13 protein-coding genes are annotated in these 16,326 nt (G+C 69.4%); 4 read left to right on the top strand and 9 right to left on the bottom strand.

The window, feature by feature from the left end:
* Window positions 1-12 precede the first annotated feature (12 nt).
* The 3 genes from ABD798_RS14555 to ABD798_RS14545 form a co-directional block, all read right to left on the bottom strand.
* A complete protein-coding gene (locus ABD798_RS14555) occupies window positions 13-1,671 on the bottom strand; it encodes a phage tail sheath family protein (protein ID WP_344874850.1) in 1,659 nt (552 codons plus the stop codon).
* Between the two features lie 7 nt (window positions 1,672-1,678).
* On the bottom strand, window positions 1,679-2,503 hold the full coding sequence (locus tag ABD798_RS14550) for an N-acetylmuramoyl-L-alanine amidase (RefSeq protein ID WP_344874848.1): 825 nt from the start codon (window positions 2,501-2,503) through the stop codon (window positions 1,679-1,681).
* Window positions 2,504-2,641: 138 nt separating this feature from the next.
* A complete protein-coding gene (locus ABD798_RS14545; RefSeq protein ID WP_344874846.1) occupies window positions 2,642-4,153 on the bottom strand; it encodes a peptide ABC transporter substrate-binding protein in 1,512 nt (503 codons plus the stop codon).
* 83 nt (window positions 4,154-4,236) lie between these two features.
* On the opposite strand from ABD798_RS14545, the gene ABD798_RS14540 reads away from it, so the two are divergent.
* The 3 genes from ABD798_RS14540 to ABD798_RS14530 all read left to right on the top strand — a co-directional run bounded on the left by ABD798_RS14540 (window position 4,237) and on the right by ABD798_RS14530 (window position 7,144).
* The gene (locus ABD798_RS14540; protein WP_344874844.1) at window positions 4,237-5,625 is read left to right on the top strand and encodes an LVIVD repeat-containing protein; all 1,389 of its coding nucleotides are present in this window, start codon (window positions 4,237-4,239) and stop codon (window positions 5,623-5,625) included.
* Entirely contained in the window at window positions 5,615-6,379 is a 765-nt protein-coding gene (locus ABD798_RS14535; protein ID WP_344874842.1) for an SDR family oxidoreductase, read from the top strand. Before ABD798_RS14540 ends, ABD798_RS14535 begins: the two co-directional genes overlap by 11 nt.
* 342 nt (window positions 6,380-6,721) lie before the next feature.
* The gene (locus ABD798_RS14530; RefSeq protein WP_344874840.1) at window positions 6,722-7,144 is read left to right on the top strand and encodes a hypothetical protein; all 423 of its coding nucleotides are present in this window, start codon (window positions 6,722-6,724) and stop codon (window positions 7,142-7,144) included.
* On the opposite strand, the gene ABD798_RS14525 is transcribed toward ABD798_RS14530, so the two are convergent.
* Genes ABD798_RS14525 through ABD798_RS14515 form a run of 3 tightly spaced genes read right to left on the bottom strand, consistent with a single transcriptional unit; the run spans window position 7,141 to window position 11,632 of the window.
* Window positions 7,141-8,628: an FGGY-family carbohydrate kinase gene (locus ABD798_RS14525; RefSeq protein WP_344874838.1), complete on the bottom strand. Its 1,488-nt coding sequence runs from the start codon at window positions 8,626-8,628 to the stop codon at window positions 7,141-7,143. The genes ABD798_RS14530 and ABD798_RS14525 overlap by 4 nt on opposite strands.
* Before the next feature lie 10 nt (window positions 8,629-8,638).
* Window positions 8,639-10,210, bottom strand: a complete 1,572-nt coding sequence (locus ABD798_RS14520) for a family 43 glycosylhydrolase (protein ID WP_344874836.1) — start codon at window positions 10,208-10,210, stop codon at window positions 8,639-8,641.
* Window positions 10,211-10,216: 6 nt separating this feature from the next.
* Window positions 10,217-11,632, bottom strand: coding sequence for an L-fucose/L-arabinose isomerase family protein (locus ABD798_RS14515; RefSeq protein ID WP_344874997.1), 1,416 nt, complete (start codon window positions 11,630-11,632; stop codon window positions 10,217-10,219).
* Between the two features lie 140 nt (window positions 11,633-11,772).
* Between ABD798_RS14515 and ABD798_RS14510 the strand changes: the two genes are divergently transcribed.
* The gene (locus tag ABD798_RS14510; protein WP_344874834.1) at window positions 11,773-12,768 is read left to right on the top strand and encodes a LacI family DNA-binding transcriptional regulator; all 996 of its coding nucleotides are present in this window, start codon (window positions 11,773-11,775) and stop codon (window positions 12,766-12,768) included.
* Window positions 12,769-12,776: 8 nt separating this feature from the next.
* Here the strand turns inward: ABD798_RS14510 and ABD798_RS14505 are convergent, their stop codons facing one another.
* Genes ABD798_RS14505 through ABD798_RS14495 form a run of 3 tightly spaced genes read right to left on the bottom strand, consistent with a single transcriptional unit; the run spans window position 12,777 to window position 16,270 of the window.
* Window positions 12,777-12,905, bottom strand: coding sequence for a hypothetical protein (locus tag ABD798_RS14505; protein WP_344874832.1), 129 nt, complete (start codon window positions 12,903-12,905; stop codon window positions 12,777-12,779).
* A gap of 52 nt (window positions 12,906-12,957) precedes the next feature.
* On the bottom strand, window positions 12,958-15,579 hold the full coding sequence (locus ABD798_RS14500; RefSeq protein ID WP_344874830.1) for a glycoside hydrolase family 172 protein: 2,622 nt from the start codon (window positions 15,577-15,579) through the stop codon (window positions 12,958-12,960).
* Between the two features lie 40 nt (window positions 15,580-15,619).
* Window positions 15,620-16,270, bottom strand: a complete 651-nt coding sequence (locus tag ABD798_RS14495; RefSeq protein WP_344874828.1) for a YwaF family protein — start codon at window positions 16,268-16,270, stop codon at window positions 15,620-15,622.
* Window positions 16,271-16,326 lie beyond the last annotated feature (56 nt).

The raw sequence follows: 16,326 nt of genomic DNA, 5'->3' as shown, positions 1-16,326 counted from the left end.
GCCCTACTCCTCTCAGACCTGGATCTGGCCGGCGAGCTGCTGGATGCTGATGACGACGAACTCGGCGGGCTTCAACGGCGCGAAGCCGACCAGGACGTTCACGATCCCGAGATCGATCTGGTTCTGCGGGTTGTTGTCCCGGTCGCACTTGACGAGGTAGGCCTCGTCCGGGTTCGTGCCCTGGAAGGCGCCCTGCTGGAACAGGTTGTTCATGAAGGCGCCGACGTTGAGCCGGATCGAGGCCCACAGCGGCTCGTCGTTGGGCTCGAACACCACCCACTTCGTGCCCCGGAACAGGCTCTCCTCGATGAACAAGGCGAGACGCCGTACCGGTAGGTACTTCCACTGGTCGTTGGCGACGTCCGCCCCCGCCATCGTCCGCGCGCCCCACGACAGGTTCCCGTAGACCGGCAGCTGCCGGAGGCAGTTCACCGCGCGGGGGTTGAGAACCCCGTTCTCCAGGTCGTTCATCTGCACCGACGGAGCGACGACACCTCCCAGGGAGGCATCCGTGCCCGCAGGTGCCTTCCAGACGCCGCGTTCGACGTCCGTCCGCGCCCACAACCCCGCCATGACACCGGAGTTGAAGGTGTCCACCACCGCGTAGTCCTGCGTCGGGTCGGCGATCTTGACCTCGGGGAAGTACAGCGCGGCGTTCTTGCGGTTGGCCCTGGAGATGGGGAACCGCTGACTGAGGTCCTTCGCGTCACCGATCGAGGCCATCGGGATGTCCGGGATGAACATCGCGCGCATCTCGACGCAGAAGCGCGCGATGTCGTCCAGTTTGGTCCGTTCCTGGAAGTCAGGAGCGCACAGGATGTTGAAGATGTCGGCGTCGCGCAGCGCGTGGATGCCGCTCTTGGCCTCCTGGTTGCCCAGGTAGTCGCCGGTGGCGGGAGGCGCGTAGTCACCACCCGTCGCGACCGCGTGGCCGAGCGGGTTCTTCCAGACGTCCGGCTCCTCCTCGCCACTGACGTCCGGGTGCGCGGCCGGGATCAACCCGGGATCGGCCGGGGTGTCGTACTCGACGAGGGTGGATCCCGCGAGGACGTTCTTGAGGCTCCTCGGGTTCCGGTCGTCGATGCTGATGTTGAGGAAGCGCTCCTCCTGACCGGTCCCCTCGTCCCGGATCGTCAGGTTGTAGAGCGTCGGCGGGGGCGGCGGCGGAACGCCCGGCCCGGGCACCGGCAGGTCGAAGGTCTCCCTGGTGTCGAGGTCGACCCGGACCTTCAGCTGCAATCCCCAGCTGCCGGGCCCTCTCGCCTTGAGCTTGGCGACCTCCTTGGGACTCGGCGGGTCCTGGGTGTCCCCGGGCTTGCGCACCTTGTCCTTGAGGCTGATGGTCGCCGGGTAGGACTTCACCTTGGCGTTGGGCTCCTCCGGCGGCGGCGTCGGATCGGCCACCATGCCGACGACGCGGACGATCTCCGCCTCGCTGCCGCCGTTGGTGTAGAAGTGGTAGACCGCGTGGCCCATCCTGTGGTCGCGGTCGAGCCCACCGAAGATCCGCTCGAACTCGGCGAAACTCGTGATGTGGACGGCCTTCTCGGCGGGACCGCGGGTGGCCGGGCCGACGAACGCGGCGACCGAGGTCGGGACGCCGGTGATCGTGCGGACCGCGCTCGGCAGCTCCTGGATGTAGACGCCCGGGTAGGTCGGGTTCACAGGCATGCGCGACTCACCCCTCGCCGGTGCCGGGGGCGACCGGCGCGGACTGCGCGATGGCCTCGCTGATCGCCTTCTTCAGGTCGTCGGCGCTGACGCCCTGCGCGGCGCCGACGGCCTCGGCCAGCTTCTCGACGGCGGCGCGGAGTCCCGCGATCTCCTTCTGCGCGCCCGCGGACTGCCAGGCGGCCATGTTGGCGCCGACCAGCCACACCGCGGCCGAGTGCACGGTCTCGGGGTTGTTCAGCTCGTGCGCCTTGAAGTCCCAGATGCGGAAGATGTCCTGGTCGCTGAGCGGCATGTCGTCCTCCATGTACGCGCGAACCGAGTCGCGGAATCCGTTGATGTCACCCGGCCACCCGGCCGGGTCGATCTTGCGGCCCTTCGGCAGCGCCCACTCCTTGTGCGCGATCGCGCGCTCGGCGGGCAGGTCGAGGTGCTTCAGCAGGGCGGCGACGCCGCGCGGGTAGCTCTCCAGCTGCTCGGCGGTCCAGTCCCCGGAGGCCTCACCGGTGGACTCGGCCTCGACGCCGATCAGGTGGGGATTGCCGTTGTTGGTGGGCAATCCCGGCCACGCGCCGTCACCGGCGTGGTTGGCCACCCCGGCGGAGACGGTGAACCAGGTGCCGTCGCGCGCCAGGCCGAGGTTGGCCAGCGGCGGTGGCACGCGGGACGTTCCGCGCAGCAGCGCGCCGAGCGAGGGCATGTTCCCGGTGGGCGGACCCACGGTGTGGTGCAGCAGGACGCCGCGGACGTCGCGCATGGTGCCCGCGCCACGGCTGCGCCAGCCGTCCACCTCTTCGACCCGAAGTCCCGCATCTCGCAGGACATCGGCCATCCATGTCAGATTTGGCATTCAGACCCCCACGGCCGGGCCACGCGGAGCTGGCGTGGCTCGACACCGAGAGTCCGGCAGATCCCCCGCAGCGACAAGGAATCAGCGGCGGGGGTGCACTTTGAGGAAGCGGGCGCGCCTTTAGGTGCGGCCGCGCACCTCGATCCGGTCGAGCAGCGCGCCGCGCACAGGATCGGTGACAACACCGGAAAGCGCCTTGGACCAGTACAGGTGCCCGTGTGCGCTCCACAGCGGCGTCATCGGCAGGTCGCGCAGCACGGTGTTCTCCGCCAGCCGGTAGTAGCGCCGCGCCGCCGCCGGGGTCTCCGCGACGGCCGCCTCACCGAGCATCGAGTCCACATCAGCGTTGGTACCGCTCAACATCGGTTCGAGCAGCGCCTGCGGGCTGGGGTAACCGGCACTGGCGCGAACCACGTGTGGTCCGTCAAAACTCTTGCTGGACAAGGCTTTCCGGTACTCCTCGCCGGGAAGGCCGCGCACCGTGACATCGAGCAGCCCGAGCCCGGAGCGCAGCTGCTCGGCGATCCGGGAGACCCACCCGCGCTGACCGGCTTCCTCCAGCTCGAAGTACAACGTCACCCTGCTGAGGTCCGCATTTCCTTGGCGCAGAAGAACTCCAGCGGCCTGGGCGTCGTGCGTGCACGGCCGGCACGCGCCGGGAGTCCCTTCACCGGTCAGTCCGGGCGGCACGAACGAGGCGGCCGGAGTGACCTGGTGGCCGAGCGGCCCGGTCGCCAGCTCCGCCCTGTCGATGGCCAACGAGACCGCATGCCGAACCGAATCCTCCGAGAAACGCTTGTCCGCCAAGGGAAAAGCGAGGTAGGTCGTCTCGGGCTCCGGCCAGTTCCAGTGCCGGTCGGCGTACTGCTGCTGCATCGCGGCGTGCCTGCTGGGCGGCACCTCCGTGGCCAGGTCGAGCACACCGGAGGAGACCTGCTCGAACTGGTCGACAGGATCGCCGACCACCCGGAAGTCCACGCCGCGCGCCTTCGGCCGCACCGAGCCCGCGAACCCGTCGAAGGGTTCGGCGCGCGCTCCCTTGTCCCGAACCCACGGCCCGGTCAGCCGGAACGGCCCGTTGCCGATCGGACGCTCGGCGAAGCGGTCCCAGTCCCGCGACGCCAGCACCGACTCCGGCAACGGCAGCAGCGCGGGACTGGCCAGCGCCTTGGGGAACTCGCCGAGCGGTCGGTGCAGCCGCACTTCGATCGTGCGCTCGTCCACCGCGCGCAGCGCTGCGACGCGGAGCTGGTCGGTGAGCACGCGCGCGGCCGGCCAGCCTTCGCGCATCGCGGCCTCCCACGCGCCGACGTAGGAGCGCGCGGTGACCGGGCTGCCGTCGTGGAAACGCCACCCCTGCCGGAGCACGACCGTCCACAAGAGACGGTCCGGGCCGGTAACCGATTCGGCCGCGACCGGAATGGGCGGTTGGTCCGCCGCGCCCAGTTCGGTCAGCGGCGTCCACAGCGCGCCGACGATCTCGCGCCCCGGCAGGTCGTTCACCCGTCCGGGGAGCAGGCTGGCGGGCTCGCGCAGGCCCACGGAGATCACTCCGGGCTCGGCGGCCGGCCCTGTGGAACACCCCGAAAGGAGCAGCAGCACTGCGAGCAGACCAGCCACTGTGCGACGCATGGCGTGAAGCCTACGAAAACCCTTGAGAGAAATCGTTGGCGGTTCTAAGTTCCCACACGGACATCCAGCAACGGGGGTGCGCGATGCCAAGGCGTTCCGGACTGCTCACCGCGATCACAGCGGTCGTGCTCGCGATGGGGGTGCCCGCGTGGGCGTGCGGCGACGCGCCGGCATTCGGTACCGCGTCCGAGTCGGGTCACTCCCACGCCGCGAGCGCGCCGAAGGCCGCCAAGAGCTCAGCGGTCAAGAACGTGGAGCTGCTGGGCACGCTGCCCGAGGCGCAGGGCGCGATCTCGGTCAACTTCCTCCAGTACTCCCGCCCGAACCGGGACGTGATGATCGTCGCGGGCGAGTTCGGCCTGAAGTCCTACGACATCACCGCCGATCCGGCCAGGCCACGCCTGCTCAGCGAGATCTCCATGCCCGGCATGTGGGAGATGGAGGACACCGAGCTCGACCCAGAGCGGAAGCTGATCTTCCTGGCCCGCGACCCGCGCGCGTTCGGCGGCACCACCGCGACCGGCAAGTCCGGCGTCTACATCGTGGACGCGGCCGACCCGGCCAAGCTCACCACGCTGACCTTCGTGGAGATCCCGGCTGGCCACACGACGAGCTGCGTCAACGCCTGCCGCTACCTGTGGACGGGCGGCCCGGCCAAGGCCAGCCACATGCCCGCCGACTGGGGCGGGCGCCCGGTGTGGGTCACCGACGTGCGCGACCCGCGCAACCCCAAGGTCTTCCCGAACCCGATCGACACCGCGCGCAACGACGGCAAGACCGACTACGCGCACGACGTCCAGGTCGACGCTGACGGTGTCGCGTGGGTCTCCGGCCGTGGTGGTGTTCGCGGGTACTGGACCGACGGGCTGCGCTTCGACCCCGTGCAGCGCAAGCTCCGCAGGGCGACGGCCGTCGACCCCGTGCCCTTCGCCGGAGGCGGGATCTCCGAGCTGTCCGCCACCAGCAAGTTCCTGCACAACAGCTACCGCCCGGTCGGCCGCAAGGTGCTCGACGGCCCCGACATCGGCGCGTGGGGCAACGGCCAGACCGTGTTCGCCACCGAGGAGAACTTCGCCGACGGCTGCGCGGCCGACGGCGTGCTGGTCATCTCCTCGCTGAAGGGCTCCTACGGCGGCGAGGGCTGGCGCTCCACCCCGGAGAAGCCGTACCGACTGAGCACCATCGGCACGTGGAGCGTCGCTGGCCAGGAAGGCAGCGACCCCAGTAGTGGGGACTGTTCAGCGCACTACTTCGATGTTCGGGGCAAGGTCCTCGCGCAGTCCTTCTACGGTCAAGGCACGCGTTTCCTCGACATCAGCGACCCCAGCAGGCCGAAGCAGGTCGGCTACTTCCGCCCAGCGGACGCCCGTTCGTGGCAACCGCTGTGGCACCGTGGACTTCTCTTCGTCGCCGACAACGCGCGCGGCGTCGACATCCTGAAGTTCACCGGGGGCAAAGGACATGACTCGTAGCGCCGAAGATCCGCTTGCGGGGTCGAGCGTCAACGCTGTGGTGACAGGTGGCTCGCGCGGCATCGGCAGGGCCGTCGTGCACCGCCTCGCCCGCGACGGCGTCACCGTCGTGTTCACCTACGCCAGCAACGCTTCGGCCGCCGCCGAAGTCGAGCGCGCCGTCACCGAGGAGGGCGGCAAGGCGCACGGCATCCGGGTCGACCTGTCCGAGCCCGGCTCCGTCGCGCGGATGTTCGAGGCCGCTTCAGCACACATCGACGGCCTGGACATCCTGGTGAACAACGCCGGGACCACCGTTCCCAAGCTGCTGCCCGACCTCACCTCGGCCGACTTCGACCTGCTGTTCGCGCTCAACACCAAGGCCGTGTTCGAGGCCGTCCAGCACGCTTCGCGGCACATGCGCGACGGCGGCCGCATCATCACCGTCTCCACCGCGAACGTGCAGCTGCCCCTGCCCACCACCTCCGCCTACGGCGCCAGCAAGGCCGCAGCCGAGCTGATCACCCAGGTCGCCGCGCGCGAACTCGGCGCCCGAGGGATCACCGCCAACGTCGTGCGCCCCGGTGCCACCGAGACCGACCTGCTCCTCTCGTCGAGCACGCCCGAGGTGCGCGACCTGCTCACCCAGTTCACCCCGCTCGGCCGCATGGGCCAGCCCTCCGACGTCGCCGACGTGATCGCCTTCCTCGCCGGCCACGACGGCCGCTGGCTCACCGGCGAGATCCTCAACGCCACCGGCGGCCTCCACGCCTAGCCCGCACTCCGCCAGGTGCACCAGTCTTCAAGACCCCCGAACCCCGCCCCCAGCGGTCTCCAACCACCCCAAACCCTCAACGCTGAAGCCCTGAACGACCCGTTCAGTGCGCTCACCGCACCGAACGGGACATCGACTACGAGCGGGCAACGGAAGGGTCTCGGTCACTGGTAGTAACGGGTGACGAAGCGGAGACGCACTCGTTTGCATGCGCCGGTCGGAGTGCAACGTGCATTACGCTCCATCTCCGGTCGCCGCTCCCCCGGTGGCCGTAGATCCCGGAGGTGACCCGAGGCATGGGCAGCTACGCGCATACACCCACGGCACGAGGAGCGTGCCGGGATGCTTGAGCTCACCCTGCCGCCCCTGCTGGTCATGACGACACTCGCGCTGCTGCACCGCTTCCACGTGCTGAACAGGCTGTCCTTCATCGGCCTCAACCGCCCGCGGCCGCTGCGCGGGCTGATCACGGCGTGGCGCACGCACCGCACCGCCGAAGCCGTGCGCGCCACCCGCACGCAGCCCTTCGCCGACCTGGACGAGCCGAGCTATCGCGGCCGCCACCGCCACAGGGGCCCCGTCGTGATCGCCCGCGGCGAGGAGCAGCCGACGATCCCGATCCTCGTGCACGCACAGTCACTGCACCGCCCGCGCCGTCCCTTCACGCTGAGCAGGCGGAAGTTCCCACGCAGCCTCGCCGGCGCGCACAAGCACGTCGACCGCAACCCGGTTCGCCCAGCGGGCCGCCACTCCACCGCCGCCTAGGACGCGTGGTGCTCCGCGGCCAGGAAGTGCGCGATGTCCACGGTCGAGGAGTACAGCTCGCGATAGCGCGCGTAGTACGCGGAGTACCGCTCGTGCCGCTCGGGATCGGGCGAAACGGTTGACGCCACGGGGTTCCACGAGTCGGGCGACGAAGCCGCCCCGGTTGCCACACCGGCAAGCAACGCGTCGCCGAGGCACGCTCCGACGGTCTCGGCGGGAACGTCCTGGGACTGCCCCGTGATGTCGGAGACGATCTGCGTCCACAAGCCGCCCTGCGTCCCACCGCCGACCGCGACGAGCCGCGACGGGTTCCCGCCCGCGGCCGACATGGCCTCCAGGTTGTGCCGCACGCCGTAACCGATGCCTTCGAGCGCGGCGCGGTACAGCTCGGCCTGCCCGTGCCCGAGCGTCAGCCCGGCGATGATCCCGCGCGCGTCGGGGTCGAACAGCGGCGTCCGCTCCCCCGCGAAGTACGGCAGTACCAGAAGACCCCGGCTCCCGGGCGGTACCGAGGACGCCGACTCGACGAGCCCGGCGAACTCCCCTCCGACGAGTCCGCGCAGCCAGTCGGTGACCGAACCCGAGGTCGCCATGCCCGCGGCCAAGGTGTAGGTGTCGGGGAAAGCCCCGCAGGTGCCCCACAAACCGGAGTGCGGGCGCGGATCGGTCAACACCTGCACGAGGAACATCGTCGTGCCGTACATGATCATCATCTCGCCCGGAGCCCGGACGCCGACGCTGACCGCCTCCGCCCAGGCGTCCACGGTCCCCGCCGTCACCGGCAACCCGGCCGGAAGCCCGGTCAGCGAAGCGGCCTCCGAGGAAACCTTCCCGACGATCTCCGTCGGCCACGCCAACTCCGGCAGCGGCAACCCGGGCGCCACCGAGGAAGCCCAGTCGTGCGCCCAATCCCGCGCGCCGAGGTCGTACATCGGCGTGCACTGGCTCGCAGAGTGGTGGTCCAGCACGTAGCGCCCGGTCAGCCGGTGCACCAGGAAGGAGCTGGCCATCAACAGCATCCGGGTGCGCGAGTACACATCGGGCTCGTGCCGTGCCAACCACCGCACCTTCGGCCCGACCGCCTGACTGGTCAGCCTGGAGCCGCAGCGCGCGAGCACGGCGTCAGCGCCGAACTCCTCGGTCAGCTCGTCGATCTCCCTGGTGGCACGGGTGTCCACGCCGTAGAGGATGCCGGGCCGCAGCGGAGTGCCCGAGGAGTCTGCGGGCAACAGGCACGGGCCGATCCCGCTGACCGCCAAGCCCACCGGCGAACGTCCGTCCAATTTGGACACAAGTTCCCGGGTGATCTCGACGAAGTCCTGCCACCACACGGTCTCCGCGTCGTGCTCGAACCACCCCGGGTGTGGTGACGACGTCGCATGTGGACGGTCGGCGCGCGCGAGGACGCGACCGTCCACTGTGGTCAGCACGCCCTTGGAACTGGACGTGCCGATGTCCACCCCGAGCAGCAGTTCCTCCGCCACGCCAACGCTCCTAACGTGTGTTGATACCGTTCGCCAACCGCTCGGCGAGGTCACGGTCCCGACTCCGAGGGCTCACCCCGATCCGCCAGGTGCCGCCGAAGTAGTCGCCCGGCGTGATCGAGCCGCCGTTGGGCTGCCACACCGACTGCCAGCAGATCGAGGACTCCCCGTCGGAGTACCACCGGTTGGCCTCCGCCCACGCGGAACCCCTGCGGTAGGCCATCGCCATGGTCGCCGAGATCCCCGTCGCCATCGCCCACCGCGTGAAGCCGGGCGCGTCGCCCCTGCGCGGGAAGACCTGGTCGTCGCCGAGCGTGCCGAGCCAGGTGTCCACGGAGAACGCCAGCTCCCACAGCGGGTTGCGGGTCGGCGCGGCCACGTGCCAGGTCAGCGAGCTGTCGAAGCTGTCGGCGTGGAAGTCCAGCTTCCAGTCGACGGTGATCTTCTCCTGCCCGATCGGAACGCCTTGCAGAGCAACGGTCGCACCCTCGACGCGGACCTTGGGAGCCGCGCGCGCCTTCTCCGTCGCCCCGAACAACCCGACGCCGAGGTACGGCCCGGAGCCCCGGTGGTGGTTGTCCAGCACGTTGCGCCAGGTGCCGTCGCGCATCCGCACGGACAGCTCGCGCAGCTCCGACGTCGGTGAGGTCTGGAGATCGACTCGATAGTCCGGCGCGGTGACGCGCACGCCCTTGAACGTGGTCTGCCAGTTCAGCGGCGCCAGGTACACCCCGCGCTGGCCCCATCCCGCGTGGGTGACCCAGTGCCGCCCCTCAGCGAAGATCACCTCGGCGGCGTGGGAGGGGATGTTGCCCACCCACGAGTTCGCGTTGAAGCTGAAGGGGTCCTTGCTGCGGAACACGTCCGTGCCCACGTAGCCCCGGCGCGGGCCGATGAACAGGTACCAGTCGGTTCCGCGTTGCACGAGGAACGGCGACTCGGTCATCACCCCGCCGAGCGGCTCGGAGTACGCGAACTTGCGACCGCTCCAGTGCACCAGGTCGTCGCTCGTGCGGTAGGCGACGACGAAGTTGCCGCCGTCCGGGTAGATCGTCGCGGTGTAGTAGATGACCCAGCGGCCGTCGATCCGCGTCACGAAGGGATCTCTGGCATCGAAGCCGTCGCGGAACAGCGGCCCACCCGGGTGCCGGGTCCACGTCCGCAGGTCGGTGGAGGTGGCCAGGTTGATCGCGTAGAAGCTGTGGTCGGCGTCGCCGCCGCAGTAGTACATGTAGTAGCGGCCGTCGTGGAAGATGATGTGCGGCGCCCACAGGTGCGCTTCCCCGTGGTAACCCGGGTCCACGCTCATCGCGAAGGGCTGCTTCGCCCACGGACCGTGCAGGAACGGCGCGGTCGCGTGGGCGAAGTGCTTCTCGTCCAACGGGTTCAGCGGTTCCGCGTGGGTGATGCCGATCATGTGCCAGGTGCCGTCGGCGTCGCGGACGAACGTGTGGTCGTTGAGGTACCAGTTGCGGTCCTCACCGACCGTCGGGTCGTAGAGGTGGCGCCACTCGCCCGCGCTCACCTCGTCTCGGACCTCGGCGTACTCCTGTAGGGAAACTCCGTCCGGTAGCGCGGGCATCTCCGCTCACCCCCTGGTGAACTCGTCCAACTCCACTCCGAGCAGCTCGCAGGCGGCCCTGACCTCGGCGCGGTGATCGCCGGGGACCGCGTGGATGTGGTTGGCGCCGAAGCGCGAGAGGAAGTCGTCGGCCTTCGCGTCCAGCCGCGCGAACGCGTGCGGCCACTCGAAGGTGGACTGGCGCATCAGCTGCGCGTTCGTCTCGTCGTCGTAGGTCTCGAAGTCGCCCAGCATCAGGTGCATCCGGTAGTTCCCGCCGCGCCGCGTGAGCCGGGCCAGCGTCATCTGGCCGGGCGCGGCGAGGTGGTGCACGGACGCGCCACCGGCCGGGAAGAAGAACACCTCCGGGTAGAAGTGCACCTTCGACAGGTTCTCCGCCGGGTCGTCGCTGCGCGCGGCGTACCAGGTGGCGTGCTGGCCGGAGTTGCACAGGTCCCAGATGTCGCGGTCGGCGTGGTAGTGCCGGACGTCGGCGAAGAGCACCGGCGTGCGCGCGATGTGCTTGAGCAGCTGCATGGTCAGCGCCCCGTCCATGTCCGCCTCGGTGGCGCAGACGTGGGTCTCCTTGGGGCCGTTCCAGTCGTAGGGGTCGTTGAGGAAGGCCTCGACGATGTCCATGGTGGCGAAGTACTGCGTCATCTCCGGCTGGCCCTTGATGCCGGAGAAGTCGAGGTTCCACTCGTCGATCAGCTCGCGCATCGCCAGGTACGAGCGGATCTGCCGCTCCAGCAGCTCCGGCGTGAGCTTCTTGCCGTCGTAGTGCACCCCGGCCGCGTTGGTCTCCAGCCACTCGCGCGCCCTGGTGACCTCCTTCTGGTCAGCGAGCTCGGAGCGCCGGACGATCTCCCACTGGTCGATCTCCTCGACGTCCACGCCGAAGACCGACTGCCACTGGTCGGTGTTGGCGACGGCGGTGTTCATGCCCATGGGGCGCCCGCCGATCCGGCCGAAGGTCGATCCGCGCAGCGAGGCGACGGCGGAGGACGCGGTGGCCTGGACACCGATCTTGTCGATGAGCGCGCGCTCGTCGGGGTCGCCCCAGAGCCGGGTGTGCACGCGGCCGATCTGGTCGAGCGCACCGCCTCCGGCGAGCATGCCGACCATGCCGGGCTGCACCGGGTCGATGTTGGAGAGCAGCAGCAGCGGGCCGGGGGTCGCGCCCGCGGCCAGCATGGTGAAGTGCGGGAAGGCCCAGACCGCGTAGTGGAAGACGGTGAGGTCCACCCCGGCGGCGGCGACCTGGCGGGCGACGGCGCTCGCGCCGGTGTTGGTGGCGACGATCTCCTTGCCGCGCACCACCTCGTGGCCCGCGGCGGTGAGCCGGTCGACCAGTTTGTCCTCGGTCGTCGCGATGAAGTCGCGAATGCCGTCGTGGACGTAGTCACGACCGTCCGAGAAACTGATCACGCCGATCCGGGCCACGGTGCCCTCCAGGTCACGATTGGCAGCTGATAACACGATGGAACACAAAACGGCTCAGAGCACGAGCAATCGTTTTCTCGGAAGCTATGCTCAGCGGTGACGGCTGTCAATAGGCCGATGGCGCACGAGGAGCCCTTGCGATGACGACGATCAGCGATGTCGCGGCACGTGCCAACGTCTCCACGGCGACGGCTTCCCGTGCCCTGAACGGAAAATCCTCGGTCGACCCGGTGCTGGCCGCCCGCGTGGTCGCCGCGGCGAGCGAGCTCGGTTACCGCCCGAACGGGTTGGCGCGCAACCTCCGCAGGCGCGAGACGGCGGTGCTCGCGCTGATCATCTCCGACGTGGAGAACCCGTTCTTCACCGCCATCGCGCGCGGCGTGGAGGACGTGGCGCAGGCGGCGGGCTACTCCGTGGTGCTGTGCAACACCGACGAGGAGTCTGCCAAGGAGCGGCGCTACGTCGAGGTGGCGATCGAGGAGCAGATGGCGGGGGTGATCCTGTCCCCTTCCGGCGTGCTCGGCTCCGTGGAGGCGTTGCGGGACAGGCGAACCCCGATCGTGGCGGTGGACCGCCCGCTGCCGGGTGAGCAGACCGACACCGTGCTCGTGGACAGCCGCTTGGCCGCGAAGCAGGCGACCGTGCACCTGGCAGAGCAGGGCTACGGGGTCATCGGTTGCATCACCGGCCCGTCCGGGGTGCGCACGGCCGACGACCGCCTCGCGGGCTACCGGGACGGCCTGCGCAGCGTGAAGCAGCGCAGCGCGGCCAGGTTGGTGCGGCGCGCGGAGTACCGCTCCGCTGGCGCGCGCGAGGCGACGCTGGACCTTCTGTCGCAAGCCGAGCCGCCGGACGCGCTGCTCGTCGCGAACAGCGCGATGGCCGTCGGAGTCCTGCAAGCGTTGGCAGAGCTGAAACTGCGGCCCGGCCGCGACATCGGCGTGGTCGCCTTCGACGACGCCCCGTGGGCCGAACTGCTCGACCCGCCGCTGACCGTGGTGGCGCAGCCGGCCTACGAGATCGGCACCCTGGCCGCGCAGCTGCTGCTGAACCGCATCACCGGCTCGCACACCGACCCCACCACCACGACGCTCTCCGCCCAGCTGGTCGTGCGCGGAAGTTCCCGGCGCCGCTAGGGCGTGTTTCACAAGTCCGTGTTCGCGATAGCCGGGCCGAGCCCGCCCCTGGCGGCGCCGTCGACAAGCCCACGTACAACACCGGTACGCGGACTTCCCGCCGTCTTGCCAGGAACGACCTCGATCCCGGCTCTCATCGAACGAGACCTATGAAACACGCCCTAGAACGCGACGCCGGGAACCCCACCGTCACCCGCCCGTGGTGCCCTTCTTCGGCGAGATCGGATCGCGCTCGGTGCGAACCATGGGACCGCGATCCTTCGGCGACCAGTCCATGCCCTGCGGCCGCACCTGAGCCGTCACACCGTCAGGCGCGAACGGCGCTACGAACGACCTCACGTGGTAGTCCGAAGCCGACCACGGCGCAGACCCCAGCACCGGCCGGAGCGTGATCGACAGCGACCGCTTCCCCGCACTGAGCTGAGCCGGAACGGTGAACGAGTCCTGCACCCACCGATGATCTGCGTTGCCGTAGGGCTGCGACCAGGTGCCCGCCGGTACTCCGTCCACCAACACCTCGACCTGCTGACCGGAGCGCGCCTGATCAGCTGTGCGCACGAGCTGCACACCGGAGTTGCCGGGTTCCACAGCCACCTTGAAGCCGACCCGCCCGGTGCTGGCGGTGACCTGGCCGCTGGCGACGGAGTGGTCGTTGTCGCCCTCGAAGCTGGACGTCACCTTGCCGACCGTCTCGCCGACCGCCGTGTAGCCGTGCTCCGCGCGGCTGGCCAGATCGGTCGGGTTGAGCCGGTCGGTCTCGCGCAGCGTCCACTGCCGCTGGCCGTACCAGTACGAAGTGGAACTGTAGTCCGCCGGAACGTCCGCCAAAGGCCCGTGCTCAATGCCGAAACGCAGCGCGGTGTGGAACGGGATCGCATCTGGAACCATCAACCGGTAGGCACCCGTGCAGTCGAACTGGCAGCCGTCGCCGCCGATCTCGTGCGCGGGGTAGCCCGCCAACGGCATCGCGAACGCGCCGGTACGGAAGTACCACCCGGACTCGTAGAAGTCCTCCGTGCCCGTGCCGTGCTGGATCGGAGTCAGGAGCCCGTCCGCGTAGGCCCGCTCATCGCCCTCCAGGTACAACCGGGGCACCTCGACGGCCAGCGGGAGCTTGCCGCGCATGGTGTGCGTGACGCCGTAGAACACCCCACGCCCCGAAGCGTCCATGAACAGCCAGTCGTTGCCGTTCTCCGTGGCCGAACGCCTGTGCGTCGCGTTGAAGTAGCCCAGCGAACCAGTGGCGCGCAACGCTGTCACGACCGTCGGATCAGCCGCCGACGTCACTTCGAGCGCGACACCGGGAATCCGCCGCCCGCTGCCGTTGACGATCTCCACCACGGCCCGTTCGGCGAAGGGCATCGGCCACCACGAGGTGTACCAACCGTCCTTACCGGGGTCCATGGCGAACATCAGCGAGCGCACGTCGTACTCGCCGAGGCCGGAACCGAAGAACTCCCCGATCGGCGCGTCCACGGTGGTCTGCCCGTCGAAGCTGATCCGCAGACGAGCCCCCGCGAGCACCTCGTCGGAGGCGGTCACCAGCGCGGGGTCGATCGGGTAGTAGAAGTGCCGCCTGCCCTGCCACGCCTGCTTCTCGACGCGATAGCCGTGCGCGGCCTCGGTGCTGAGGTGGTTCTGGCCCAGGTCCACCACGTCCGTGCGCACCCACGAGCCGTCGACCAGGCTGTGCACGTCGTACCGGAACTCGTTGTAGTCCACAGTGGACGACACGAACTCGTTGCGCACCACGATCTTCGACTTGCCCGCCGTGAAGGAGGCGGCCACGTCGAGCGTCTGGTCCGCCCACGTCATCGGACCGATCTTGGACTCGTGGTACCACTGCCCGGCAACGCGACCGTCGATGACCAGGTTCGCCCGCTGCTTCTCGATCTCCGGATCGAAGCGCCGTGTCACCCGAACGCCGGAGTTGCGCGGGTGCACCGCAACGGTGAACGCGCTGAAGCCGCCCGTGCCGAAGGCCCGCCCATCGTCGTCGACAGCGGGACCGGGCACCACGTCAGGCAACCGCACGCGCAGCTGACTGATCCGCGCAGGACCGGAAAGCTCAGCGATGCGCGCGGTCGCACCGGGCTCAATGTCCACAGTGGACCGCGTCGTGTGCGAGCCCGGACGCGCGGGCTTCGGGTCGGCGAGGCCGAAGGACCGCAGCTTCTCCACCACATCGAGCGCACGGTCAGCGGGGTCGAACGCGGGAACTCCTACCGCGTCAGGAAAACTCCGGTAGACCACGTGGTGGAACAACGGGTTGTTCTGCGTGGTGACCCGCATCGACTTGCGAAAGGGCATGGGCACCTTGATGACCACGCCGCCGGAGGTGTCGTCGCGGTTGCCCACCAAGGGCCACACGAACGGCGCTCCGAGCTTGCCGTCGACCACGTCCTGGAGCGGCGCGTTGAGCACGGTCCGTCCGTCGAGGTCGATCTTGATCCACCCGGTGCGCGACACAACGCCCTCGTCGCGGGTGAACCAGATGGAGCCGATCTCACCGGCCCCCGTGCGCTCGGCGATCACGCAGCCGTTCGCGTCCTGGCGCAGGCAGGAGAACTTCCCGTCGAAGCCGTCGTTGTTGCGGCCGGAGCGGTCGTAGCTGGAGAACTGGCGGGTTTCCGAAGCACCGCGCAGCGCGGCCATGCCGTCGAGCTGGCGGTAGCTGGCCCAGCCCAACGGTCCCTTGTCGGAGGGGGCGTTCTGGGCTGCGATCTCGGGTGCGGTGATCTCAAGGGCGGCCGTCATGGCGACGACCGCGAGCAGGAGTGCGGACAGTAAGGGACGACGCTTCTTGCGCATGACGATCCCATCTCTGGAGCGAGGCAGGGCAGGGAAAGGCTCAGCGAGAGGAGCGGGTGAAGGGCGCGGTCATGAGTGCCCAGACCCCGGCCAGCAGCAGGGCGGCGACCACCAGGTAGAGCGGCCAAGGACCGAAGAGGTCCAGCACGGAGCCGCTCGGCTTGGCGTTGAGGAACCCGTAGTTGGCACCGGCCACCGCGTTGAACCCCAAAGTGATCACCATCCACACCGCGGTCACGCCCAGGGTCAGCCGGTAGCCGCGCCAGTCGGGCCGGACACCGGCGCCCCAGGTCAGGTGGACCGCGGCCCACATGGTGAACAGGTGAATTCCCCAGAACATCAGGAACTGCCAGTCGGGGAAGTCCGGGCCGCGGTAGGCCGGGGTGAGCAGGGCCTGTGCCGTCAGGGTCAGACCCCAGTAGTAGGTCAGGGCGCTCGCCCCCGGGCTGTGCGTCCACAACGCCCAGACGGCGGCGATCAACGCCAGATCGCACAGCTGCAACGGCAGGGAGTACGCGATGTCCCACTGCCCCGGCAGCATGGTGTGGATCTGGAACGGCAGCTGCACGGCCACGATCACGATCGCGAGCACGCGGCTGGTCCACGCCGAGCGGAAGATCAGCAGCAGCGCGGACACAGCCACGAACACCACGGCGACGACGCCGTGCGAGAGGCCGTACGGCTCGAACACCCCGGCCACTCTAGTCCGGTGTCCGCGCCGGGAGAACCGGCGCGGACACCTCAGCC

This window comes from Allokutzneria multivorans, assembly GCF_039537405.1.
Classification (GTDB): domain Bacteria; phylum Actinomycetota; class Actinomycetes; order Mycobacteriales; family Pseudonocardiaceae; genus Allokutzneria; species Allokutzneria multivorans.
Note: the sequence above shows the minus strand (reverse complement) of the source record. Positions and strands in the feature narration are given on the sequence as shown.